The 25408-nt window shown below is 65.5% G+C and carries 21 protein-coding genes; 7 read left to right on the top strand and 14 right to left on the bottom strand.

The window, feature by feature from the left end; all coding sequences use genetic code 11:
• The first annotated feature begins 26 nt into the window (after positions 1–26).
• The 3 genes from QP803_RS01205 (at position 27) to QP803_RS01215 (ending at position 4286) form a co-directional block, all read left to right on the top strand.
• A complete protein-coding gene (locus QP803_RS01205) occupies positions 27–728 on the top strand; it encodes a response regulator transcription factor (protein ID WP_284945860.1) in 702 nt (233 codons plus the stop codon).
• Positions 728–2413 (top strand): stimulus-sensing domain-containing protein, encoded by a 1686-nt coding sequence (locus tag QP803_RS01210; RefSeq protein ID WP_284945861.1) that lies wholly within the window; start codon positions 728–730, stop codon positions 2411–2413. Before QP803_RS01205 ends, QP803_RS01210 begins: the two co-directional genes overlap by 1 nt.
• A 136-nt stretch (positions 2414–2549) precedes the next feature.
• Positions 2550–4286, top strand: coding sequence for a c-type cytochrome (locus QP803_RS01215; protein ID WP_284945862.1), 1737 nt, complete (start codon positions 2550–2552; stop codon positions 4284–4286).
• Positions 4287–4417: 131 nt separating this feature from the next.
• Here the strand turns inward: QP803_RS01215 and QP803_RS01220 are convergent, their stop codons facing one another.
• Genes QP803_RS01220 through pheA form a run of 3 tightly spaced genes read right to left on the bottom strand, consistent with a single transcriptional unit; the run spans position 4418 to position 7309 of the window.
• The gene (locus tag QP803_RS01220; protein WP_284945863.1) at positions 4418–5302 is read right to left on the bottom strand and encodes a prephenate/arogenate dehydrogenase family protein; all 885 of its coding nucleotides are present in this window, start codon (positions 5300–5302) and stop codon (positions 4418–4420) included.
• A complete protein-coding gene (hisC, locus tag QP803_RS01225; RefSeq protein ID WP_284945864.1) occupies positions 5295–6407 on the bottom strand; it encodes a histidinol-phosphate transaminase in 1113 nt (370 codons plus the stop codon). Before hisC ends, QP803_RS01220 begins: the two co-directional genes overlap by 8 nt.
• Positions 6404–7309, bottom strand: coding sequence for a chorismate mutase (pheA, locus tag QP803_RS01230; protein WP_284945865.1), 906 nt, complete (start codon positions 7307–7309; stop codon positions 6404–6406). The genes hisC and pheA overlap by 4 nt, the downstream gene beginning before the upstream one ends.
• 132 nt (positions 7310–7441) lie before the next feature.
• On the opposite strand from pheA, the gene metX reads away from it, so the two are divergent.
• Both metX and metW read left to right on the top strand, forming a co-directional pair.
• Positions 7442–8599 (top strand): homoserine O-acetyltransferase MetX, encoded by a 1158-nt coding sequence (metX, locus tag QP803_RS01235; protein WP_284947793.1) that lies wholly within the window; start codon positions 7442–7444, stop codon positions 8597–8599.
• 50 nt (positions 8600–8649) lie between these two features.
• Positions 8650–9249, top strand: a complete 600-nt coding sequence (metW, locus tag QP803_RS01240) for a methionine biosynthesis protein MetW (protein ID WP_284947794.1) — start codon at positions 8650–8652, stop codon at positions 9247–9249.
• On the opposite strand, the gene QP803_RS01245 is transcribed toward metW, so the two are convergent.
• The 11 genes from QP803_RS01245 to QP803_RS01295 form a co-directional block, all read right to left on the bottom strand.
• On the bottom strand, positions 9236–11074 hold the full coding sequence (locus tag QP803_RS01245) for a glycosyltransferase family 2 protein (RefSeq protein WP_284945866.1): 1839 nt from the start codon (positions 11072–11074) through the stop codon (positions 9236–9238). The genes metW and QP803_RS01245 overlap by 14 nt on opposite strands.
• A 77-nt stretch (positions 11075–11151) precedes the next feature.
• Positions 11152–11901, bottom strand: coding sequence for an SDR family NAD(P)-dependent oxidoreductase (locus QP803_RS01250; RefSeq protein WP_284945867.1), 750 nt, complete (start codon positions 11899–11901; stop codon positions 11152–11154).
• A 155-nt stretch (positions 11902–12056) separates the two neighbouring features.
• Positions 12057–12350 carry an ArsR/SmtB family transcription factor gene (locus QP803_RS01255; RefSeq protein WP_284945868.1) on the bottom strand — a complete coding sequence of 98 codons (294 nt, stop codon included), beginning with the start codon at positions 12348–12350 and terminating at the stop codon, positions 12057–12059.
• Positions 12351–12402: 52 nt separating this feature from the next.
• Complete coding sequence (locus QP803_RS01260) at positions 12403–13491, bottom strand: BMP family ABC transporter substrate-binding protein (protein WP_284945869.1); 1089 nt, start codon at positions 13489–13491, stop codon at positions 12403–12405.
• Positions 13492–13533: 42 nt separating this feature from the next.
• Entirely contained in the window at positions 13534–14463 is a 930-nt protein-coding gene (locus tag QP803_RS01265; RefSeq protein WP_284945870.1) for an ABC transporter permease, read from the bottom strand.
• Entirely contained in the window at positions 14456–15574 is a 1119-nt protein-coding gene (locus QP803_RS01270) for an ABC transporter permease (protein ID WP_350356053.1), read from the bottom strand. The genes QP803_RS01265 and QP803_RS01270 overlap by 8 nt, the downstream gene beginning before the upstream one ends.
• Positions 15564–17123: an ABC transporter ATP-binding protein gene (locus QP803_RS01275; protein WP_284945871.1), complete on the bottom strand. Its 1560-nt coding sequence runs from the start codon at positions 17121–17123 to the stop codon at positions 15564–15566. The genes QP803_RS01270 and QP803_RS01275 overlap by 11 nt, the downstream gene beginning before the upstream one ends.
• A 6-nt stretch (positions 17124–17129) precedes the next feature.
• Positions 17130–18020 (bottom strand): xanthine dehydrogenase accessory protein XdhC, encoded by an 891-nt coding sequence (gene xdhC, locus QP803_RS01280; RefSeq protein WP_284945872.1) that lies wholly within the window; start codon positions 18018–18020, stop codon positions 17130–17132.
• On the bottom strand, positions 18020–20353 hold the full coding sequence (xdhB, locus tag QP803_RS01285; protein WP_284945873.1) for a xanthine dehydrogenase molybdopterin binding subunit: 2334 nt from the start codon (positions 20351–20353) through the stop codon (positions 18020–18022). Before xdhB ends, xdhC begins: the two co-directional genes overlap by 1 nt.
• Complete coding sequence (gene xdhA, locus QP803_RS01290; protein ID WP_284945874.1) at positions 20350–21789, bottom strand: xanthine dehydrogenase small subunit; 1440 nt, start codon at positions 21787–21789, stop codon at positions 20350–20352. Before xdhA ends, xdhB begins: the two co-directional genes overlap by 4 nt.
• Before the next feature lie 58 nt (positions 21790–21847).
• Positions 21848–23281: a glycosyltransferase family 39 protein gene (locus tag QP803_RS01295; RefSeq protein WP_284945875.1), complete on the bottom strand. Its 1434-nt coding sequence runs from the start codon at positions 23279–23281 to the stop codon at positions 21848–21850.
• Positions 23282–23376: 95 nt separating this feature from the next.
• Here QP803_RS01295 and QP803_RS01300 point away from each other — a divergent pair, with 95 nt between their 5' ends.
• Both QP803_RS01300 and QP803_RS01305 read left to right on the top strand, forming a co-directional pair.
• Positions 23377–24111 carry a lysophospholipid acyltransferase family protein gene (locus tag QP803_RS01300; protein WP_284945876.1) on the top strand — a complete coding sequence of 245 codons (735 nt, stop codon included), beginning with the start codon at positions 23377–23379 and terminating at the stop codon, positions 24109–24111.
• 10 nt (positions 24112–24121) lie between these two features.
• Positions 24122–25408 carry a 3-deoxy-D-manno-octulosonic acid transferase gene (locus QP803_RS01305; protein WP_284945877.1) on the top strand — a complete coding sequence of 429 codons (1287 nt, stop codon included), beginning with the start codon at positions 24122–24124 and terminating at the stop codon, positions 25406–25408.

The following is a 25408-nucleotide window of genomic DNA, read 5'->3' on the forward strand; positions in this document are numbered from 1 at the left end:
CCGGCAAGAACACTCGAAAGCTTATCATGAAGCACACCATCGCGCTCGTGGACGACGACCGCAATATCCTCGCGAGCGTTTCGATGACGCTGGAGCAGGAAGGCTTCCAGGTCCGCACCTATACGGACGGGGAAAGTGCCTTGCAGGGCATCATCGCCCGGCCAGTCGACCTCGCTGTGCTCGACATCAAGATGCCACGGATGGATGGCATGGAATTGCTCCAGCGGCTGCGCCAGCGCAGCGCCCTGCCGGTGATCTTCCTCACCAGCAAGGACGAGGAGGTGGATGAGCTTATGGGCCTGCGCCTCGGCGCCGATGACTATATCACCAAGCCCTTCAGCCAGCGCCTGCTGCTGGAGCGTATTCGCACCCTGCTGCGCCGCAACGAGGTCAGCCGTGCCGAAGGCTCGGGTGCCGCGCCGACCGGCGTCATGGTCCGCAGCGACCTGACCTTGGACGAGACCAAGCATCAGTGCCTGTGGAAGGGCAAGGACATCCAGTTGACCGTGACCGAGTTTCTGCTGGTCAAGGCCCTGGCGGCGCGGCCGGGCATGGTGAAGTCCCGCGATCAGCTCATCGACGCCGCTTACGGCGAAAACATCTACGTCGATGACCGTACCATCGACAGCCACATCAAGCGGGTGCGCAAGAAGTTCCGCGTCGAGGATGAGAGCTTCGACCAGATCGAGACGCTGTACGGCATCGGCTACCGCTACAAGGAGAATTGATGCCCGACGGGGCGACCCTCGCGCAGCCGGCGGTGACGGGGGCGGCGACCGCCCCATCCGCTGCCCTTGTGCCCAAGCGGCAACTCGTCTCCCCGTTCCTGCGGCGGATTCTTCTGGTGAATGCGCTGCCGCTGGCGCTGCTGGTGATCGGCCTGCTGTATCTCGATCAATATCAGAACGGCTTGATGGACGCGGATGTCGCGGCGCTCCGCGAACAGGCGCGCATCTATGCCGGTGCGCTCGGGGAAAGCGCGGTCCAGGCCACGACCGGCGATCACGCCGCCTTGGTGCCCGATCTCGCTCGGCCGTTGCTGTATCGCCTCACCGATCCCACGCCCTTCGCCCAGGCTCGGCTGTTCGGACCGGATGGCAATCTGTTGGCCGACAGCCAAGTTCGCGCGGGTTCAGGCGGCGCCATCGTGACCGAGCCTTTGCCACCGCCGGTCAATTCCGGCGCGGTGATCAGCGTCGTGAGCTGGTTGTATGACCATCTGCTGGCCTGGGCGCCTTCTGCCGGCGGCATTCCGGTGCGCCAGATCGACAAGGCCGAAGGCGCGGACTGGCAGCCAGATCTCAAGGCCGTGCTCAGTCTACGCGGCAATGACGGGCAGGAAGTGCCGCCCTATATCCGCCGCACGCCGGATGGGCGGCTGCTGGTGACGGTGGCCGAGCCTGTCGTCCACGACAACCAGGCCGTCGGCATGGTGCTGCTGACGCATGATGCGCGCCGCGTCGATGAGGCGGTCTTCTCCGTCCGCATCTCCATCCTCAGCCTGTTCCTGGTCGCCCTGATCCTAACGGTGCTGCTGTCCTGGTATCTGGCACAGACCATCGCCCGGCCGATCCTGGGCCTCGCCATCGCGGCGCAGGATATGCGCGAAGGCCATGGGCGCGTCGGCGCCGTGCCACCCGCGCTGATGAACCGGGGCGACGAGATCAGTATCCTGGCCCGCGCCCTGTCGGACTCCGCAACCGCACTCTGGGGCCGGATGGACGCGATCGAGCGTTTCGCGGCCGATGTGTCCCACGAAATCAAGAATCCGCTGACCTCCATGCGCAGTGCCATTGAGACGCTGCGCAGGGTCGAGGATCCCAAGCAGCAACGCCGGTTATTGGCGATCATGGCCGATGATGTGATGCGCCTCGATCGCCTCATCACCGATATCTCAGACGCATCGCGCGTCGATGCCGAAATTTCGCGCACCGCGCCGGAACGGCTCGATATCGTCGCGATGCTCGGTGCCCTCGCGGATATCGACGATGCGACCCGCGCGCCCGGTGCGCCGGTTCTGGCAGTGGGGGAGATGCAGCCCGGCCTCGCGGTCGCCGGGGTCGAGGGTCGGTTGGTGCAGGTGCTCGGTAATTTGATCGGCAATGCCCGGTCCTTCAGCCCGCCTGGCGGTCGCATCGAACTCGCGGCCCAAGATGATGGTGCGGGCATGGTGGAGATCAGCGTGTCCGACGAAGGGCCGGGCATTCCCGAAGGCAAGCTCGCCGATGTCTTCGAGCGCTTCTATTCCGAGCGACCCCAGGGCGAGAGCTTCGGCAAGCATTCTGGCCTTGGCCTGTCGATCAGCAAGCAGATCATCGAAGCACTGAACGGCCGCATCCGCGCCGAGAATCGCCATGATGAGGCCGGCGCCGTCTGCGGGGCGCGCTTCGTCGTGATGCTGCCCAAGGCGTGACGCGCCATTGCAGGCACATGTCATTGCCGCGCATGCCTTCAAATCACGGGCGGATCGGTATAAAGCCGGACGGCGGAGAGTGTGGGCGCGCCGCAAGGCCCCGCTCATAGCTCGACTATGGAAAAGGTGGACGTGAATGAGCGGATGGTGGGGCAGACGGGTTCTTTCGGGCGCTGTCCTGGTGCTGTCGCTCACGCTGGGCGGTGGCTTGGCCAGGGCCACCGATAGCAGCAAGATCGTTCCGCATGATCCGGGTCTGTCGGACCCCGTGGGCCACGGCGATTATCTGGTACACGCTGCGGATTGCATGCCCTGCCATACCGGCCCAGGCCAGGTTGCGTTCTCGGGCGGCTTGCGGCTGAACACGCCGTTCGGGCCGATGGTGTCGCCCAACATCACCCCGGACAAAGAGACCGGCATCGGCACCTGGACCGACGCCCAGTTCTACCGGATTCTGCATAACGGAATCGGGCAGCACGGCGAATACATCTACCCGGTGATGTCCTTCACCTCGTACACCAAAATGACGCGGCCGGATGTCTTGTCGGTGAAGGCCTATCTGGATTCGCTGAAGCCCGTCCATGCCGTGCGGCACGTGAACCAGCTCGCCTTCCCCTTCAACCAGCGCCTGTCGCTGCTGGGCTGGCGCATCATGTTCTTCCAACCCGGCACCTATCAAAACGATCCGACCCAGTCGGTGTCCTGGAATCGCGGTGCCTATCTCGTGCAGGGTCCGGGCCATTGCGGCGAATGTCACTCGCCACGCAACATGCTCGGCGCGATGCAGCTCGGCCGCTCGCTGTCGGGTGGCATCGTCGATAACTACTACGCGCCCAATATCTCGGCCGACCCAAATGGCGGCATCGGTGCGCGCTCGATCGACCAGATCAAGCAGTTCCTCCGCACGGGCGCGGAGCCCAGTCTCGGCGTCGCCTACGGCCCTATGGAAGCGGTTGTGCATGAGAGCATGGCCTATATGACCGATGCCGATCTCACAGGCATCGCGACCTATCTAAAGGGTGCGGAGAAGCGGCCCGTGACGGCGACGGTTGTCGCCATCAAACCGGAGCAGCTTGCCGCCGGGAAGGCGCTGTATGACGGCAATTGCGCCCAGTGCCACAAGGCCGATGGCAGCGGCGTGCCGGGCGCCATTCCCAATCTCGCAATGAATGCCGCCGTCCGCGCTACCCTGCCTGACAGCGTGATCGCGCCGATGATCAATGGACTGGCCGGCGGCTATGGCTATGGCGCGATGCCGAGCTTCGCCGGCGCCCTCGACAACCACGACATGGCGGCGATCGCCAATTACACGCGCGTGAGCTGGAACAACAACGCCTCCGCCAATGCGACACCGGCCGGTGTCGCAGGCTTGCGGGCCCTGGCGACCGATGACGTGACGGGCGCCGGCGGCACCAATGCGGCGCGTGCCTTCGGCTGCCCCAAAGTGGGCGCCTCCCTCATCGCGGGCACGCTGGCAACCCCGGACCAGGCCAATATCCTGGCGAGCGGCACGGACGCGGATATGCTCAACCGCATCACCGGCGTTATCCAGCAGATCCGGACGGATAATGCCGACGCTTCGGTGACCGACATCTCCAACGCCATGGTCGCGGCCTATTGCCCGACCATCGCGAATAACCAAACCCTCAGCCGCGGCCAGAAGTTCGATCGGCTGACCGCGTTCAACCAGAAGGTGGGTGTGCTGTTGCAGGACACTTCGGCGCCCGCCGGGCCGTCCAAGGTGCTGATTACCGCGACACTGACGAGCGCCCAGGCCCAGGCGATTGCAACGACGGCGCAGACCGCCGGGATGTCTCCCGGCCAGTGGCTTGCGAAGCAGGCGGCGACAGCGAGTGCGACCGGCACCCCGTAAAATTAACCGTCATGCGCGGGCTTGACCCGCGCACCTACCCCCTGCGGCACCCAGACGCCGTCGTGGCGCCGCAATGGTTAGGTTCGCGGATCAAGTCCGCGAATGACGGATCATAGGATGAGGCGGCGGTACTAAGCCTGATTGAGGTCGATCAGGCTGCGGCGGATTTTCCGCCCGCGCATGACCTTGTCCTCGATATAGGCGGCGTCGCCCCAGCGAATGGCGCGCGCCATGGCTTGCGCATCCTCGGTGAAGCGCGCCAGCATCTCCAGCAGCGCCTCCCGGTTATTGAGGAAGATGTCCCGCCACATGGTGGGGTCCGATGCCGCGATGCGCGTGAAATCGCGAAAGCCGGACGCGGCGAATTGCAGCACCTCCCGCCGGCTTTCATCTTCCAGATCATCCGCCGTGCCGCAGATCGTGAAAGCAATGAGATGGGGCAGATGGCTGACCATGGCGAGCACGCGATCATGATGCGCGGGCTCCATCACCTCGACCATCGCGCCGAAGCGACGCCACAGGGCCGCGACCTTATCGACCGCCTGGGCATTGGTGCCAGCCGGCGGCACGACCAGGGTCCAGCGACCCTCGAACAAGGTCGAAAAGCCCGCGTCGGGGCCTGAGAATTCGGTGCCCGCCAGAGGATGGCCCGGCACGAAGTGAACGCCCGCCGGCACCAAGGGTCCGACGTCGCGGATCACTGACAGCTTGGTCGAGCCGACGTCGGTCAGCACGGCACCGGGCGCGAGATTAAGCGCGATGGTGGCCGCGATCTCGGCAAGGGCACCGACCGGCGCGCAAAGCATAACGCAATCGGCGCCCAGCACGGCGCGCGCGGGATCATCTTCCACCCGGTCGGCGATGCCGAGGTCGGTGACACGCGCCAGCACCTCGGCGCTCGCATCGCAGGCGATAATTTCTGCGGCGGCACCCGAGTCTCGCGCAGCGCGCGCGACGGAACTTCCGATCAGCCCGAGGCCAATGAGCGTCAGACGCTGAAAAACAGGATCAGGCACGCGACGCCGTTTTCATGAAGGCCTGAAGGCTCGCAATCAGGAGCGCGCATTCCTCGTCCGTGCCGATGGTGATCCGCAGGCAATGCGGCAGGGCATAGGAGGCGAGGGCGCGGGTGATGATGCCGTCGCCCCGCAACGACGCATCCGCCGCTTTCGCGACCGTGTCGGTGCCGAAGTCGGCGAGGATGAAATTCGCCTGGCTCGGCCAGACGCGGATGCCGGCGGCCTCCAACGCTTGCGACACGCGTGTGCGTGCGGCCAGGTTATGGGCGCGGCAATGCTCGATCCAGCCGGGCTCGGAGAGGGCGGCGATGCCGGCCGCGACGGCGGTGCTGTTGATGTTGAAAGGTGGCCGCAGCCGGTTCATCACATCCACGATGGCGGCCGGTCCGTACATCCAGCCCAAGCGCGCGCCACCAAGACCCCACATCTTGCTGAAGGTCCGCGTCATCACCGTATTCTCGCCGGCTTCGACCAGGCTGGCGCCGCCGTCGTAATCCGGCAGATCGACATATTCGGCGTAGGCGGCGTCGAGCACGAGAAGCACATCCGGCGGCAATCCGGCGCGCAGGCGGATGATATCGGTATTGGGCACCAGGGTGCCGGTCGGGTTGTTCGGATTGGCGAGGAACACAAGGCGCGTGGCCGGTGTGACCGCGCCGAGAATGGCATCGACATCGGCCACCAGATCGCGCTCCGGCAGCTTGCGCACCGTGCCGCCGGCGAGCGTGCCTGCGATTTCATAGATCGAGAAGCCATGCGCCGACATCAGCAGCTCGGTGCCGGGGCCGCCGTAACCCTGGATCAGCAGGCTGATGATCTCATCCGAGCCATTGCCACAAACGATGCGCGCGGGGTCGAGCCCGAAGCGCGCGCCGATTGCCTGCCGTAAGGCCAGGGCACCGCCGTCCGGATAGCGGTGCATCGCCTCGGCGCCTTGCGCGATGGCGGCCTGGGCCGCCGGCGGTGGCCCGAAGGCGCCCTCGTTAGAGGAGAGTTTGATCACGCGGCTGACGCCGGGCAGCTTCGATTCGCCACCGACATAGGGGGCGATGGCCATGATCTCGGGACGCGGACGCGGACTCTTGCTCGGCGGGGCGTTCATGACGACGCAGTCTCCTCGCCGATCGCCACGGCATAGGCGCCGACCAGCAGGGGCGATGCCTGCAAGCCGCGAATTTGGGACAGGCGGGGGTCGTCCAACGCCACGAAGCCCATGACCTCGACCAGGATCAGCGCCACCGGCCCGCCGGGCGGGCGATAGAGCAGGATGGAGACCGGCTTGAAGCCGGCGGCGGTCATGGCGTTGGAGAGGGTGGCCCGGCTGATCTGCGCCTCCATCTCCAGCGCGATCAAGGACATGTCATCGCCTGAGGGGTCGGCGGGGGAGGCCGCGACGACCAGCGCCTGAACGCTGGGCGCGCCGTCCGGCCGCACACCCCAGAAGGGGAGCTTGGCCACGACGTGGATGCGGCCCTTCTGGTGCTGCTGCAACAAGCCTGGCCACCAACCTGGGCCGCTGCCCTCGGCCGGGGCTTCGCTGGGCAGAGGCAGGATGGCGGCGCTGGCGCGGCCTTCCGAGACTTCGCCGATTGCTTGCGCACTGCTGCGATAGACCCGCAGGGGTGTCAGCGCGCCCAGATGCTCACGCGCGGCGGCGGGGAAGCGGCCATCCATCGCGGGGTCACAGACGGCGACCGAAAAATTCTGCTGCTGCGCGATGGAGGAAGCGAAGATTTCGCGCCAGATGCGGACCACGGCGGCCCGCGGCAGGGCGCCGCGATGCTGCGATAGAAGCCGGCGGAGGATTGCGGCCTCCCGCCCTGGGCGCAAAGGCCCCCCGGTTTTAATGGCGGCGACCCGCTCCACGACGGCGGCGCGTTCCATGAGCAGGCCGAGAATGCGGTCGTCCAGCGCATCGAGCGCCTGACGAAGCGCAGGAAGATTATCGGAGGGCAGATTGGGGGGGGCGTCTGCGCCTGGCGCAACCTCGACAGAACTCGACATCTTTGGCTGACCGCATCCTTAGGAAGGCCAGACTGATAGCCGAACCGCCCCGCGCTGCAAACATCCGTGCATTCCCGCCAGGGCGGTCCGCCGATCATTGCGGGCCGAAGGCGGCGGCCTTATCAGACGATGATGGATCAGATCGAGACTCTTGCCGAGATCGCGCATGAGAAGGTCGTTTTCCCCGAGGGGTTGACGCTCGATTGCGGTCGGACGCTCCGCAGTGTCACCGTCGCGTTCCGCACCTACGGCACCCTTGATGCGGCACGGGCCAATGCCATCCTCGTTTGCCATGCCCTGACGGCTGACCAATATGTCGCGGACACGCATCCGCTGACCGGCAGGGCCGGCTGGTGGTCTAATGTCGTGGGTCCTGGCCTGACGATCGACACCGACCGCTATTTCGTCATTTGTGCCAATGTCCTGGGCGGCTGCATGGGCTCTACCGGGCCGCGCAGCCCGCATGACGATCGGCCGAACGAGCCCTGGGGTCATGATTTCCCACCTGTCACCATGCGCGACATGGTGCGGGCGCAGAAGAAGCTGGTCGATCACTTCGGCATCCGCCAGCTTTTCGCCGTGGTCGGCGGGTCCATGGGCGGCATGCAAGTGCTGGAATGGGCATCGACCTATCCCGAGCAGGTCTTCGCCGCCGTTCCGATCGCGACCGCCGCGCATCATTCGGCGCAGAACATCGCCTTCAACGAAGTCGGGCGGCAGGCGGTTTTCGCCGATCCAGACTGGCATGACGGCGAATACTGGCGGCGTGGCGCGACGCCGGCACGGGGCTTGGCGGTCGCGCGCATGGTCGCGCACATCACCTATCTCAGTGAACAGGCGCTCACCCGTAAGTTCGGCCGCCGCCTGCGCGATGCCGGCAGCCTGACCCTGCTAGACGACCGCTTCGAGGTGGAGAGCTACCTGCAATACCAGGGCAGCGCCTTCGTGCGGCGGTTCGATGCCAATTCCTATTTGAGCATCACGCGCGCGATGGATTTCTTCGATCTCGCGGCAGAGCATGACGGTGACCTGGCGCGCGCTTTCGCGGGCACCCGGACGCGCTTCTGCCTGGTGTCCTTCAGCTCGGACTGGCTATTCCCGACATCGGCCAGCCGGCAGGTCGTCAACGCCCTTATTCGCGGCGCCGCCAATGTGAGTTTCGTCGAAATCCCGAGCGACAAGGGGCATGACGCCTTCCTGCTCGACGAGCCCGATTTCCATCGCACCCTGGCGGGCTTCATCGCCGGCTGCGCTGAACATCGCGGCTTGCGCACGCGGGCGATTTCCTAATGCCGGACGGCGCGCAGCGGGCGGAGCGGCTTGGTGGCGGCACGCGCAGCATGCGCGTCGATCTACAACTCATCGCCGGGCTGGTGGCGCCGAAATCCCGCGTGCTGGATATCGGCTGCGGCGATGGAGCCTTGATCGATCATCTGTTTCGCACCCAGGGCTGTGACGCGCGGGGCATTGAACTCGACATGGCGCTGGTGACGCGCGCGGTGGCGCATGGTCTGCCAGTGATGCAAGGCGATGCCGATACCGATCTGGTGCATTACCCCGATCAGGCCTTCGATTACGTGGTGTTGTCCCGCACCTTGCAGGCGGTGGAACGGCCGTTGGAAGTGCTGCGCCAGATGCTGCGCATCGGCGCCCATGCGGTGGTGAGCTTTCCCAATTTCGGTCATTGGTATTTGCGTGCGCAACTGCTGCTCAAGGGCCGCATGCCGATGACCAATAGCTGGAATCGGATGTGGTACGAGACACCGAACATCCATCCCTGCACCATTCAAGACTTTTTCGATCTCTGCGCGGCCGAGGGCTATGTTGTGGAGCAATGGCTGGCGGTGGATGACGAAGGCCATCGCGCGCCCTGGCGGCGCTTCCCCAAATTCGCCAATCTTTTCGGCGAGCAAGGATTGTTCGTCCTCAGACGGGGGTGATGTCTCGCCGGAGCATGGCGAGGAACGTCTCTCCCGCGGCGCCGGTCTCACGAATGGCGGCGCTGTCTTCCGCAAGGCGCAGGATGCTGGGGATCTGGCGCGCATATGTCTGCTTGCAGGCCTCCGCCGCCGTGCGCACACCGGGCAGATCAAGCAAAGCCGTGATCCGAGCATCGACCTCGGTAGCCCAATGGTCCATCAGAGTCGGTTCCCCCGGCTCGTCGAAACTGTTGACGAGCCCGATCATGAAGCCGGGGTTGAACGCGACAAGTCCGACATCATTAGACACCGCATAATCGCCGCGATTGCGTGACGCCTTCCACAGAAATTCGGCGGCCGATTTATAGAAGAAATGAACGATCCGCGCCGCCGTGAAATCCGGATCGAGCGAAAGCGCGCGGCGGGAGGCATCGGGATTATGAACATGGAGCCCGCCGCGGCTATTGCGGAAGATCCATGGCTCGTCGCGGTAGGAGACCGGATCATGCGGAAAGCTGTGAATGAAGCGGGCCGGGCGCATCATCGTCTTGATATGTGCATCCGCAGCGTTCGGGCCGGTCGGGAAGCGGCGGCGCATGACATCGTCCCGCCACTGGGTCTGTCCATTGGCGCCGACCATCATCCAGTTGATGGCAATGGCATCGACGTCTCGCCGCTCATGATCGTCAAGGAAAGCACCCAGCGAGGAGTATAGCGCGGGGTTCGGCACGAAGAACTCATCAAGGTCGATGAACAAGGCCCAGTCATAGTCGAGCAGGTCCGGCATCACCCGCAGCGCATGACCATAGGCCTTCCATTGTGCGCGGCGGCCGGCGCCCACATGATTGTCGATCCAGGTGATTTCGCCGGCGTCCGCCAGGGCGCGGAGCAGATCGTCCGACCCATCCGTATTGCCATTGCTGTAGATGAACAGGTGATCGAAGCCCAAGACCTTGTGGTGCGCGATCCATTCCAGAAAATACAGACCCTCGTTCCGCGCCGTCGCGACGACGCAGGCGCGGCGGCGGGGCTTGGCCATGCGCCGCCATGCGGTGTTGCACGCAAAGGGGATGGAGACGAAGGCGCCATTGATGCCGTCCTGATCAAGCTGATCGAGGTCGGGTCCGAGTGTGCGCAGGCGGGGCGGCGGTTGTCGGTGCGTGAGCCACTCCGCCATCGCCGGCAATGCGTGGGTGGCTGACAGATCATCGGGGTAGGTGGCGCGAAGATGGGCGAGGGCGGCCGGTCCCTTTTCCAAGATCGCGGCGGCGAAGATCGCGATATCGCCGGCACTGAAACGCGAGGCTGCGGCATCCAAAGCAGGTGCCAAGATCGGGTCAGGGGCTTGGGTGTCGAACTGCGCGGCGAGCGCAACCGGATCGACATTCGGCACACATACACGCGTCAAGACCTGCGCCCAGGCCAGAAGTTGCGCCGGGATTTCAGGCTTGCTGAGCGTTTTGAAACTCACCTGTTCATAAGCTTGGGCGCGCGTCGCGACAAAGCTTACTGTGCCTGTCCCCGTCCTGGGGTCGAGGGGGGCGATGGTCAGGAACCGGCCGTCTGCCACGGCCTGGAGCGTGGTGCCTTTTTCGTTCGCGATCACCGGCATCACAGCGCCGTAGCCTTGGCCGCCATGAACGGAAAGCGTGACCCCGGCAGGGAAGTTCGGGGCCATCAGGAACCACAGTTGGCTTTCAGGATGGGGCCTGAAGGCCAGCAAGGGGGTGTAGCCCGGTGGGCGCGCTGTCGGTGATATGCTCGCAACTGCGCCATTGCGCGCCGCCGCGAGCACCGTGAAATGCGATGAGACGACGCGAAAGAACGTCGGGGCAGTTCCACTCAATCCGTATGTCCTGGGATGTTCACCAAACCAGGATGCCCGGTTTCGGCGTGGCGGGAAACCACGCCGAAGAGGTGCGTTTAGCGGAGGCCGCCAGAGGCGGTCAGAATTTCGCCCGTCATCCAACCCGAATCCTCGGACGCCAGGAACACCGCGACGGTTGCGATATCATTCGGCTGGCCGATGCGCCCGAGCGGGGTGATGGACACGAAATGCTTTTCGAAGTCGCTGCCAATGAAGCCCTGATCGACCGTGCCCTCGGTCACGATCATGCCGGGGTTGATCGCGTTCACGCGGATCTTTCGGCCACCGAGGTCCTTGGCGAGCACATGGGTCGCGGAATCGACCGCGCCTTTGGTCGCGGTATAGACCACCGAACCCGGCGGATTGATCGACGTGACGGCCGAGCTGATGTTGATGATGCTTCCGCCCGCCTCAGGAAATTGCTTCACCGCAGCCTGGGTGGCGAGCAGAAGGCCGAGCACGTTGGTGTTGAACTGGCGATAGAACTCTTCTTCCGTCAGCTCCTCGATCGTTCCGAAGGCATAGACGCCGGCATTGTTCACGAGGATGTCGACGGCGCCATAGGCGGCGTTCGCTTCGGCGAAGAGCCGCGTCACATCGGCGGTCTTGGCAACGCTCGCCTGAACGGCGGTGGCGCGACCGCCCGCGGCGGTGATGTCGGCCACGACCTTATCCGCGCCTTCGCGGCTGGATGCGTAGTTCACGACAACGGCGGCGCCTTCGGCCGCCAAAGCCTTGGCGATGGCGGCGCCGATGCCCTTGGAGGCACCGGTCACGACGGCAACCTTACCGGTCAATTTGCTCATGTCACATCTCCTGTTGAAGCCTGTCCATTAGACATTTAGATGATTGTCTAATCGTTGGCAAGAGGAGCGGTGGGTTGGCGGATGACGCTGCGCTTATCCGCCCTACAAGTCTGCCACGCGTAGGGTGGATGAGCGCAGCGTCATCCACCGCCACCCTAAATCTCTGCCATCTGCTCCAAATAGGCGCGGAGCACGTCGCGCTGGAGGATGAGGTTCGCGAACTTCCCTTCGCGCTGGATTTGGATCAGCCCAGCCGCTTCCAGTTCTTTGATGTGATGGGAGATGGTCGCTGCGCTGACGCAATGCGCCTCGCTGAGGACGCTGCAGGGCATGGACTTGTCGCAGCCGCCGATCTGCTTGAGGATTTCATACCGTCGCGGTTCCGCCAGGGCCTTGCCGATCAAGGTGAACTGACGGTCGGACAGGCGAATCTTTTCAGCAGTTGTCATGATCTATCCAGGCAGGATGGCGGGCGGCCGAAGCCGCCCGCGCGGGCAAGCTCTAGCCGAGCTTACCTTCTACACCCTGCACGAGCCAGTCCATGCTCAGGATGTCGTCATCCGACAGTTTGGCGCCCGATGCGACCTTCACCGCGCCCGACTGATCCTTGATCGGTCCCTGGAAGGGGGAGAAGACGCCGGACGCAATGGCGGCCTTCTTCGCCTCCACCATCTGCACGACGTGATCGGGAATCGCCTTGTTATATGGCGTCATCTTGACCATCCCGGCCTGGATGCCGCCCCAGACATTGTCGCTCGTCCAGGTGCCGTCCATCACCGCCTTGACGCGGGAGATGTAATAGTCGGACCAGTCGTTGGTGACCGAGGTCAGGCAGGTCTTCGGCGCGAAGGGCGCCATGTCGGAATTGTAGCCGATGTTCCACACGCCCTTTTCGTCGGCCGCCTGGTTGGTCGCCGTCGAATCGCAATGGTCGGAGATGACGTCGCAGCCCTGGCCGATTAGGGTGTCGGTGGCTTCCTTCTCCTTGCCCGGATCGAACCAGGACGAGGTCCAGACCAGCTTGACCTTGATGTTCGGGTTCACCGCCTGCGCGCCGAGGATCAGTGCATTGATGCCCTGGGCGACTTCTGGAATCGGGAAGGGCACGACATGGCCGAGCACGCCGGACTTGCTCATCGCGCCGGCGATCATGCCGGACAGATAACGGCCCTCGTAGAAGCGGGCATTGTAGATGCCGACGTTCTTGGCGGTCTTGAAGCCCGTGCAATGCTCGTATTTCACGCCGGGGAACTGCTTCGCGGCCTTGATGGTCGGCTCCATATAGCCGAATGAGGTCGTGAACAGCAGCTTGTTGGTCTGCGAAAGCTGGCTGATGACGCGCTGGGAATCGGCGCCCTCGGGCACGCTTTCGACATAGGCGGTCTTCACCTTGTCGCCGAATTCCTTCTCCACCGCGAGGCGGCCGAGATTGTGTTGATAGGTCCAGCCCGCATTGCTGATCGGTCCGACATAGATGAAGCCGATGCCCAGCGGATCGGCGGCGAAGGCGCGGCGGCCACCCAGGCCGAGGCTCAAAGCGGCGCCACCACCAAGGGCTCCCAGCATTACGGTACGACGAGAAGCTGTCATGTCACGGTGTTCTCCGGTGAGGGGATTGGCGAGTGCCTGCAATCAAGCCGTCGCATGGAAGGTGCGGCCCAGCGCGGCTGGGGCATTGAGCTTGAGCCGCGTGGAATCGCGTGAGATCAGCACCAGCACGACGACGGTTGCAAGATAGGGAAGCATGGCGAGCAGATTGCCCGAGACCTGCAAGCCGAAGGCCTCGGCCTGGAACTGGGCGATGGTGACAAAGCCGAACAGCAGCGCGCCGAGCACGAGATAGCCCGGCTTCCAGGTTGAGAAGGTAACCAGGGCGAGGGCAATCCAGCCGCGCCCCGATGTCATGCCCTGGTTCCACAGCGGCGTGTAGACCATGCTGAGATAGGCACCGGCCAGGCCGCTCATGGCGCCCCCGAAACAAAGCGCGCCATAGCGCACCGTCAGCACCGAATGACCCAACGCATGGGCGACGTCATGGCTTTCCCCGACCGCGCGCAGAATCAGGCCGGCGCGGCTGCGGTTGAGAAAGCGATAGACGGCAAAGGCGATGACGAAGGCGACGATCACCAGCGGATCGATCTGCAAGATCTGCTGCCACAGCGGCGGCATGGTGGACAGGCCGGGGATCAGCGTGTTTTGAAACCCCGGGAGCGTCTGGCTCTCATAGGCATTGCCGACCAGCGTGCTGAGGCCGGAGCCGAAGATCGTCAGCGCCAATCCGCTGGCGGTCTGGTTGGCCAGCAACGTCAGGGTCAGGAAGCCGAACAGCAGGGACATCATCACGCCGGTGATCATGGCGAAGATGAAGCCGCCGATCAGGCTATGGGTGGTGACCGTGCCGATGAAGCCGGTGACGGCGCCCATCAGCATGGTGCCCTCGACACCGAGATTGAGGACGCCGCTTTTTTCGGTGATGAGTTCGCCGCAGCCCGCCAAAATGAGGGGCGTCGCCGCGCGCAGCGTCGCGACCAGGATCGCGACCATCAGGATGACGTCATGCATCGGACAATGCCCCTGCGGTGACGGCGGTGCCGGGTGTCGGCACGCCGCGCGGCGTCGGTGACAGGCGCGGGCGGAAACCGATGAAGAGGTCCATGCCGAGCAGGAAGAACAGCAGCATGCCCTGGATCACCCCAGCGGTCGCATCCGGCATCTGGAGAGAAACCTGCAGCGTGTCGCCGCCGAGATAGACCAGCGCCATCAGCAGGCTCGCGAGCAGGATGCCGAAGGGGTTCAGCCGACCCAGGTAAGCCACGATGATCGCCGCGAAACCATAACCGGGGGAGATCACAGGCTGGAGCTGGCCGAGCGGCCCCGCCACCTCGCCGATGCCGGCGAAGCCCGCCAGCCCGCCGCTGACCAGGAGGCAGAACCACACGGTGCGTTTCTCGCTGAAGCCCGCGTAGCGCGCGGCGCCGGGCGCCAGACCCACGACGCGGACATGGTAGCCGATCAGGCTGCGGCGCATCAGGATCTCCGCCACCGGCACGCAGATCAGGGCGATCACGGCGCCCATATGCAGGCGCGTATTGGCGATCAGGATCGGCATGGTCACGTCATCGGCGAATTCCTTGCTCTGCGGGAAATTGAAACCTGCCGGATCGCGCCAGGGGCCGCGCACCAAGAAGTTCAGCAGTTGGATGGCGACATAGCTCAGCATGAGCGTCGTCAGGATTTCATGCGCGTTGAAGCGGGTTCGCAGGAAGGCCGGGATGGCCGCCCAGGCGGCGCCGCCGACCACGCCTGCGATCATCATCAGCGGCAGCGCCCAGACATGGCCGGCACCGCCGAAGCGCAAGGCGACCCAGGAGCCTGCGAGGGCGCCGAGGGTGAGCTGACCCTCCGCGCCGATGTTCCACACGCTCGCCCGGCAACCGATGGCAATGCCGATGGCACACAGCAGCAGCGGCGTCGCCTTCAGGCCGAGTTCGGCGAGGTTGTTCAAGCCAATCAACGGCGAGATGAACATGATCTCCAGCGCCTTGATCGGCGGCTTGCCCATCAGTGCGAAAATGACGCCGCTGCCGATGATGGCGAACACCACGGCCAGCAACGGTGACAGGTAATACATGGTCCGCGACGGTTGCGGACGAGCGATCAATCTAAGCTGCAACGGGCGTCTCCCCGTCTTGCATGCTGTCCTGCATGCCGCCCATCAGGCGGCCGATCTCCTCGATGCCGGTCAGGCGCGTGGGCGTCGGCCGGGACAGCCGCCCTTCGGACAGCACGGCGATGCTGTCGGTGATTTCGAACAGCTCGCCCAGATCCTCCGACACGATCAGGACGCCAGCACCGCTGCTGGCCAGATCCATGATCGCTTGCCGGATGGCGAGTGCCGCGCCGATATCGACGCCCCAGGTCGGGTGTGCGGCGAGCAGCACCAGCGGCGCCGCGCCCATTTCCCGGCCGACGATGAACTTTTGCATATTGCCGCCCGAGAGGCTGGAAGCGAGCGCCTCGCTGCCCGAAGCTTTGACCTTCAAGCGCGCGATGATCGCAGTCGCGCGGCGGCGCAGGGCGGCGGGGGAGATGAAGCCGCGCGTGACGACCGCATCCTTCTCCCTCCGCGCGCCTTCGGCGGTCAGCAGCAGATTATCCGACAGCGACAGCTCGGCCACCGCGCCGCGCCCCAGCCGTTCCTCGGGGATGAAGCTGAGGCCGAGGCGGCGCCGACCGATTGGGCCGAGATCGCCGCAGGCTTTTCCGTCGATAGCGATGGTCGCGGCCGGCGTCACCTGCCGCTCACCGGACAGGGCCGCGAGCAGCTCCTTCTGGCCATTGCCGGCGACGCCCGCGATGCCGAGGATTTCGCCCCGGCGCAACGCGATGGAAATGTCTTTGAGCGCGGTGCCGAAGGGCTCGTCTGATGGCAGGGACAGGGACTTGGCTTCCAGGCAGACCGGCCCGAACTCCGTCGTTATTGCCCGCCGGCATTCGGGCAGGGTCGACCCCACCATCATTTCCGCCAGCGCCGTGGGGGTGACCTCACGCGGGTCGCAGGCAGCGACGCGCCGGCCGCCGCGCAGCACGGTCGCGGCTTCGCACAGCGCCGTCACTTCCTCCAACTTGTGGGAGATATAAAGGATGCTGCAGCCCTCGGCCGCCAGCCGGCGCAGCATGACGGCGAGATTGTCGGCCTCCTGCGGCGTCAGCACAGAGGTCGGTTCATCGAGGATGAGCAGCTTCGGGTTCTGCAGCAGGCAACGCAAAATCTCGATCCGCTGGCGCTCACCGACTGACAGATGATGCACGTGGCGATGGGGATCGACCGCCATGCCATAGCGCTCGGAAACCTCCCGCAGGCTTGCCACCAACTCGCGCAGCGGCGGTGGATCGTCGAGCCCGAGGGAGATGTTCTCGGCGACCGTCAGGCTCTCGAACAGCGAGAAGTGCTGGAAAACCATGCCGATGCCCAAGGACCGCGCGGCACGGGGGCTCGGGATGCGCACGGGCTTGCCCTGCCAAAGGATCTCGCCCTCATCGGGGGCGATGACGCCGTAGATGATTTTCACCAACGTGCTTTTGCCGGCGCCGTTCTCACCCAGCAGGGCGTGGATTTGACGCTGCCCGATCTCCAGGTCGATGGCGTTATTGGCCACATTCGCACTGTAGCGCTTGGTGATGCCGCGCAGCTGAAGGCAAAGGGGTGGGGTAATCGCCATCCGGTATCAGTGCGCCTCGGCGGCCACGGGTATGGCGGCGGCGCAGGCGTCGCATCCGGTCTGCCCGCAGCCGGTTTGCGTCTCGGCGCGCAGTGTCGGCGCTTCCGTCATTCGCGTTTCCTTTTCCCCCGTCTTTCCTGTCGGTCTAACGAGCAAGATCTGGGCCGCGACGGCGATGGCGATCTCGGCGGGCAGCTTGCTGCCGACGCCGGGCAGGCCCACGGGGCAGATCAACCGGTCGAGGGCCGTCTCGTCCAGGCCCGCGCGGCGCAGCCGACTGCGAAAACGTGCCTCTTTCGTGTGCGAACCGATCGTGCCGATAAAGCCGAGATCGGTGCGGTGCAAGGCGGCCTCGGTCAGCGTGAAGTCGGTGCCATGGTCATGGGTCATGATCAGCACGGTCGCCCCGGCGGGGAGTGCCAGGATATCGCTCGCCGCTGTCGTCCGGCGCAGGCGGGTATTGGACGCGACCGTTTCGGGGAAGGCGTCGTTGCGGCTGTCGAACCACAGCAGCCGACAGGGCAGGTCGCCCATGAGCTTCGCGATCGCCCGGCCGACATGGCCGGCGCCGAACAGCGCCACCGTCCAGTCCGGCGGGCGGACCGGCTCGAACAGGATAGTGGTCGCGCCGCCGCAGCACTGGCCGAGCGCGGGGCCGAGCGGAAAATCCCGTTGCGAGGGCTTGGTTTCGCCCGCCGCGAGCATCGCGCGGGCGTCCAGGATGCTCTGATATTCCAAGTTGCCGCCGCCGATGGTGTCGAAGCTGCGTGCGGCCGAGACCACCATTTTGGCGCCGGCATCCCGGGGTGCCGAGCCGCGAATGGCGATGACGCTGACCAGCACCGCCGGCGCCCCGTCACGGTCGAGCGCGGCCAAGGCATCGAGCCAGGCGGCCATTACTCGGCCGCCTCCGCGGCCTCGGAACGCGGCACGGCTTCGGCCTGGCGCAGGGCTTCGATTGCCAGCAGCACACGCTCCGGTGTCGCGGGTGCGTCGAGCACGGGTGACAGGCCGACCGCGCTGAAGGCGGCGACCGCATCCTTGAGCGCCTGGAACACCGAAATGCCCAGGTTAAGCGGCGGTTCGCCCACGGCCTTTGACCGGAAGATGGAATTCTCGCGGTTGCGCCCGCCTTCGTAGAGTCGGCAATGGAAGGACGGTGCGAGATCGCCCGCCGTGGGAATCTTGTATGTGGAGGGGGCATGGGTCCGAAGCTGGCCGGCACCGTCCCACCACAGCTCCTCGGTCGTCAGCCAGCCGGCCCCCTGCACAAAGCCGCCCTCGACTTGGCCGATATCGATCGCCGGATTCAGGGACTTGCCGCAGTCATGCAGGATGTCCACGCGGCGCTGGCGATATTCGCCGGTCAGGCCATCGACCTCGACCTCACTCACCGCCGCGCCATAGGCGAAGTAGTAGAAGGCACGACCGGTCTGCGTCGCGGAATCGAAATTGATCTTGGGCGTCGCGTAAAAGCCTGTGGAGGACAGCGACACGCGCTGCATCCGTGCCATCTTGGCAAGGTCCGCGAAGCTCATGCGCCGCCGCCCGCCGATTACTTCGCCGTCCGCGAAGATCACGGCGGTTGCAGGCACACCGAACTCCGTCGCTGCGACATGGGCCAGCCGCTGCTTGATCGTATGGGCCGCCACCTGTGCCGCCTTCGCGTTCAGGTCGGTGCCGGCCGAGGCGGCGGTCGGCGAGGTATTGGGTACCTTCGATGTATTGGTCGCACTGACCCGCACACGCGCCACCGGAATGCCGAATTCCTCCGCCACGACCTGCGCGACTTTGATGAACAGGCCCTGACCCATTTCGGTGCCGCCGTGGTTCAGCAACACGCTGCCATCGGTGTAGAGCTGTACCAGCGCACCGGCCTGATTGAGGTGGATTGCGGTGAAGGAGATGCCGAACTTGACTGGCGTCAGCGCCAGGCCACGCTTGATCCAGCGGCTGCCAGCATTGAAACCTTCGATCTCCTTCCGGCGTTCCTTATACCGCGCCGTGGTTGCGAGTTCGGTCACCAATTCTTGGATGATGTTATCCTCGACCATCATGCCGTAATGGGTGACGTTGCGTTGCGTCACGCCGTAGAAGTTGCGGCGCCGAATCTCCAGCGCGTCGCGCTTCAGGTGGCGCGCGATTTCATCGATGACGGTCTCGATGCCCATGATGCCCTGCGGGCCTCCGAAGCCACGAAACGCGGTATGCGACACCGTATTCGTCTTGCAGCGATGCGAGACGACGGTGACGTTTTCCAGAAAGTAGCAGTTGTCGGCATGCAGCATCGCACGGTCGTTGATGCCGTGCGATAGATCAGGCGAGTAGCCGCAGTCGCCCGCGAACATGAAGTTCAGGCCGCCGATCAGCCCTGTGTCGTCAAAGCCCACGTCATAGTCGATGCGGAATGGGTGGCGCTTTCCGGTCAGCACCATGTCATCGTCGCGATCGAGTCTGAGCTTCACCGGGCGATGCGTTTTCGCGGCGAGGAGTGCCGAGATCGCGGCGGGGATGGTTGCCTGGCTTTCCTTGCCGCCGAAGCCGCCGCCCATACGGCGCGTCTCACACGTTACGCAGTGATCGGGCACGGTCAGCGCCCGCGCGACGAGGTGCTGCACTTCGGACGGATTCTGCGTCGAGCTATAGATCAGCATTTCGCCGCCCTCGCCGGGGATCGACATCGCGATCTGGCCTTCGAGGTAGAAATGATCCTGGCCGCCGATGTTCAGGGTGCCGCGCAGCCGATGTGACGCAGCAGCGAGGGCCGCATCCGCATCGCCGCGCCGCATGATGCGTGTCGGCAGCACGCGCTGATCCTCCCGCGCCAGGGCCTCATCCAGTGTCAGAATCGCTTCGAGCGGTTCGTAGACGATATGGGCGAGCGCGGCGGCGGCGCGCGCGGCGGCAAGGCTTGTCGCGGCCACGGCGAACAGCGCCTGTCCATAATATTCGCAGACCTTATCTGCGAAGATCGGGTCGCCAAGCATCGTCGGTCCGATGTCGTTCACGCCCGGAACGTCCGCCGCCGCGATCACGGCGACAACACCTGGCGCGGCACGGACGGCTGCGAGGTCGAGTGTGGCGATACGCGCATGGGCCTGCGTGCTCAAGCCGATATAGGCATGGAGCAGCGCCCGCGGCTCGGGCATGTCGTCGATGTAGATCGCTTCGCCGCTGACATGCAGCAATGCACTGTCATGGGGAACCGAGATGCCGATGCTGGTGTTCACGCGGCGGCACCGAGCCCGGATGACACCGGATGCTCCAGGTGGAATTTCAACAACAGATTGCGAGCGACCAGGCTGCGGTAATGGGCGGTCGCGCGCATATCGCTGAGCGGCCTGAACGCCGTGTCAATCGCGGCCATGGCCGTGTGAACCGTATCCTCGGTCCAGGCCTTGCCCATCAGGGCGGCTTCCGCCGCCGTCGCGCGGAGGGGAATGGCGGCCATGCCGCCATAAGCGATGCGGATGCGCGCGACCTTCTGACCATCGACCTGGAGTGCGAAGACGGCGCAGACGGCGGAAATGTCCTGGTCGAATCGTTTGGCAACCTTGTAGGCCCCGAAGCGAATATCGGCCGCCGGTCGGAGAATCTCGATGGCGACCAGAACCTCCCCGGCCGCGAGCGCGGTCTGGCGATAGGCTTGGAAAAAATCGTCGAGGGGCAGTCTGCGCTCGCCTTTGGCGCTTGCCAGGATCAGCGTCGCGTCCAGCGCCAGCAGAAGCGGTGGCATATCCCCGATGGGGGAGGCATTGGCGATATTGCCGCCGATGGTTCCGCGTTCGCGGATCTGGCGGGAGCCGATCCGCCGCAGCCATGCGCCCATGCCGGAATGCAGGGCGGCCAGGCTGTCCATCGCATCCGCATAAGTCACCGCCGCACCGATCGTGAGGTGGGTGTCTGAGACCACCAGCTGCCGCAGTTTCGTCACATGCTCCGTCGCGACGAGCAGCGGCAGATCACGATGTTGCTTGGTAACCCAGAGGCCGACATCCGTGCCGCCGCCCAGAATCAGCGCCGTGGGCTCGGCGGCCAGGATGGCAGTCAGTTCGGCAAGCGAGCGCGGGGCGATGAAGCGGCGCCCAGCGCCCGCGGTGTTCAGGGTTTCGGCATCCGTGTTCAACATATCCAGGCTGTGGCGCAATGCCGGGACATGGCTGCTCGGGCGCGTATTGGACAATGCGGCGCGGCCAGCATCCAGGATGGGCCTATAGCCGGTGCATCGGCACAGATTGCCGGCCAAAGCTTCCGCCAATTCGTGCCGCTCAGGCGCATGCCCGGCTATGTGAAGGGCCGTCAGGGACATGACGAAGCCGGGCGTGCAGAAGCCGCATTGGGAGGCATGATGATCGACCATGGCTTTCTGCACGGGATGCAATGTGCCGTTGGGCGCGCGCACATGCTCGACCGCGAGCAATTGCTTTCCATCCAGCGCCGGCATGAACATGATGCAGCTGTTCACGGGCCGGTAACGGATGCCGCCTGTCTCGTCCCGTTCGGCGAGGATGACCGTACAAGCGCCGCAATCGCCTTCGGCGCAGCCTTCCTTGGTCCCAGGCAGACCGGCATCCTCGCGGAGATATTGGAGAACGGTTCGGGTCGGGTCGACGCCAACGAGATCCTGTCGTTCGTCGCCGAGCAGAAACCGAATCTCACTGCGCAAATTTTGATGTCCTGCCCAAACGCGATCGATGAAGCGTAGAAGCCGTCGCTGCAATGCGTCAACGAATTTGGTTACCGCAGCGCAGCGCAATCTCTAGCATGGGACGCGTGGCGATGCTCGCGCGATCCACCGCAAGGAGCGCCGCCGTTACCTTCGGCCAATCATCCAGCCGGTCGCAGATCGTGATCATCGACGTCTCAGGTCGGACGATCAGAACATGGAGCCGGTCCGGCGCGGCGTCGAGAAATGCCGAGACGAGGCCGACGCCATCATTCCCGCGCGGGAGAAGGACGAGGCCGGTATCGCCCACGGCCGCGAAGGCCGCGCGTGCGGCGGCGCCCTCGGGCTGCATGGTGGCGGGCTGCGTCATCAGTCCGAGGATCGCGGCGGTTTGGACCGCCAGGGGTATGACCGCCAGCCAGGGGGACGGCAGGCTGCCGGCGATCAGCAGCATGACCGGCGGCAGGGCGAAGGCGAGATATCGCATCTCCACAGGCACGGAATGGGCGGCGAGGCCCAGGAGCAGGAGGCCGACTGGCGCCGCCAGTGCGGCCATGGCCAGGAGGGATCGGGCGCCTTCGCCGCCGATATGTCGCCAGCGCAGGATCGGCAGCGCCAGCAGCGCCAGAAGAAACAGGGCGAGCAGGCCCGAGGCCAGGTTCCGCGTTGCGCCTGCCGGCACGTAGAGCGGCAATCCACCCAGCGTCGCGCTGCCCAGGGCGTGGCTGAGGGCGTTGGCCATGCGGTCCCAGGCGAAAGGATCGAACTGGCCGATCCGGCTGCTGCGCTGGGCGGCGAAGAAGCTGGCATCGGCGAGCAGGAAGGGCAGCATTCCGGCCAACATCGGCACGGCGATGCGGCGGCGATGGATCAGCAGCCAGACGAGCGCGGCGGCACCCTGGAAGGCGGTCAGGTAATTGGTGAAGGACGCGGCGCCCAGAACCAGCCCCGCCGCCAATGCGAACCGCTCGCCGCGTGGCGCCCGCGCGGCGCGGAGCGTCAGCAATACGCCGGCGACGGTCAGGCATTGCGCCATCGCGAAGCCGCGCGCCACGATTCCGGTTTCGACGAAGCCGTAGCACCCCAGGGTGAGCAGCACCGCCGGCACGACCGGGATGGCGGCCTCGGTCGCCAAAGCGGCCACCAGTGCCAGCGCGCCGAGGCTGAAGGCGACCGACAGCAGGCGCGTGCCGATCAGGCTTGGCCCCAGGCAGCGACGCCAGGCCCAGGCGAGCCAGAAATACAGCGGCGGATGCACATCCGTGCGGCGGAGATTGCCCCCAATCGCCCAGGGGGTGGGGGCCGGCGCGAAGGCGGCGCGTGCTTCCCCGACGCGGAAGGGCCTGTCGGGCCAGATCGGCCGTGCGGCCAGGCTGGTGACGGTGGCGGTATAGCCTTCGTCATATTCAGGGTCGCGCAGGACTGCCGCCGTCACCAGCACAATGGCGGCCAGAGGCAGCACGAGCGCGATGGCGGGGCGGAAGCGGGGCATTGCCCCTTATCGTGCATCCCCCGGAGTAAGTGCAATATCGAAACGATTATCGGTTTGTTTGCCGGAGGGGCGGGGGCGTGCTACCGGCCCCGCCTATGGCTGAGAGCCGAACCCGAAAATTCCGCACCCCGAAAACGTTCAAGTGGCTTGTGCGGCATCCCCGCCTCAAGGACAGCTTCGCGCGCCTGGTCGGCTGGTATCTTGGGCTCACTATGCGCACCACGCGCTGGACCTTCGTCGGCCTGGAGAACATCGCGCCGACGACCAAGGAGGGCCAGGCAGGCCTCGTATGCTTCTGGCACGAGCGTCTGCCGATGATGCCGCTGCTGGCCGTTCGCGCGCGGGAGGAGGGGGCGATGATGCGCACCCATGTTCTCGTCAGCCGCCACAATGACGGGCGTTTCATCGGCCAGGCCGTGGGCCGGTTCGGATTGGATACCGTCGTCGGCTCCTCCTCCAAAGGCGCCGCAGCCAGCCTGCGGAACATGCTACGGCTGCTGCATGAAGGCCATAACATCGCCATTACGCCCGATGGCCCGCGCGGCCCGGCGCGTGTCGCGGCCGGCGGCATCGCGCAGCTCGCGGCCGCCACCGGCATGCGTATCTATCCGGTTTCGGCCCAGTGCCGCCCGCATCTCCGCGCGCCGAGCTGGGACCGCATGATCGTGCCGCTGCCCTTCGGACGCGGCGCCGTGGTCTGCGGGCCGCCGATCAGCGTGCCGCGCGCCGAATGGGCCGCCTATCTGCCGATCATCGTCGCGGCTCTCGATGACGCCTGCGACGAGGCCGACCGCCTGTGCGGCATCGCCGTGACGCCTCGATCGTCATGACAAGACCGTCATGACCTTGCCCCTCGCCGCCTGGGCCGGGCTCACCCGGGTCTCGGCCCCGGCGCTGCGCGCCATGCTGCGGCGGAGGGTGACGCGCGGTAAGGAAATCGCCACCCGCCTGCCCGAGCGTGAGGCGATCGAAACCATGGCGCGCCCGGCGGGCCGGCTGATTTGGCTGCATGCCGCGAGCCTGGGCGAAACCATCTCCATCCTGCCCGTGCTCTGTGCCCTGGCGCGGCAGCCGGGCACAGTTCTGCTCACGACCGGCACGGTCACGGCGCAGCGGCTGCTCGCCCAGCGGCTGCCCGACCTGGGCCTCACCGGCCGGGTGATCCAGCGCTTCGTGCCGCTGGATGTGCCGGCCTGGGTGGCGCGCTTCCTCGATCATTGGAAGCCCGATGTCGCGGGTTTCGTGGAAAGCGAGATCTGGCCGAACACGCTCAGCGCCGCCTCGCGCCGGGGCATTCCGCTGATGCTGATCAATGCCCGCCTGTCCGCCCGCAGCCTCGCCCGCTGGCAGATGGCGCCAAAATCCGCGCGTACGATCCTGGGCTGGTTCGCGATGATCCATCCCCAAAGCACGGTCGATGGGGACCGTTTTTCGTCCCTCAGTCCGGTGCGCGTCCTGCCCGCCGGCAATCTCAAGCTCGCGGCGCCGCCGCTGCCGGCCGACGGGCGGGAACTCAATCATCTGTCCAGCCTCATCGGCGGTCCCACCTGGGTCGCGGCCAGCCTGCATCGCGGTGAGGATGAGATCGTGCTGGCCGCGCATAGGCGTCTCGCGGCCACGCATCCCGGCCTGCTGACCATCATCGTGCCGCGTCATCCCGAGCGGGGGGAGGCTATCGCCGCCCTCGCGGGCGGTGCGCCGCGCCGGTCTATGGGCCAGCCGCCACCCCGCAGCGGCGGCGTTTGGATCGCCGATACGGTGGGGGAGCTGGGTCTGATCTACCGGTTGGCGCCTGTCGCCTTCGTCGGCGGCAGCCTGGTGCGGCACGGTGGGCAAAACCCGGCGGAGGCCGCGCGCCTCGGCCGCGCCGTCGCGGTGGGGCCCTTCACCACGAATTTCGCCGACACGGTCGCGTTGCTGCGCGACGGCGGTGCCCTCATCGAAATCGCGGATGGGGAAGCGCTGACGACCTGGATCGATGCACGGTTGCGCGACCCCTGGGGCACCACGGCGATGGGCGACAAGGGGGTCAGGCTGCTGGACGGCTTTTCGTCATTGCCAACGGAAATCGCCGATATGCTGGCGGGTCTCGCCGAGAAGGGTGCGGCGTCCCGGGGCCAGGAATGA

The sequence above is a fragment of the Acidisoma sp. PAMC 29798 genome (assembly GCF_030252425.1).
In the GTDB taxonomy this organism is placed as follows: Bacteria; Pseudomonadota; Alphaproteobacteria; order Acetobacterales; family Acetobacteraceae; genus Acidisoma; species Acidisoma cladoniae.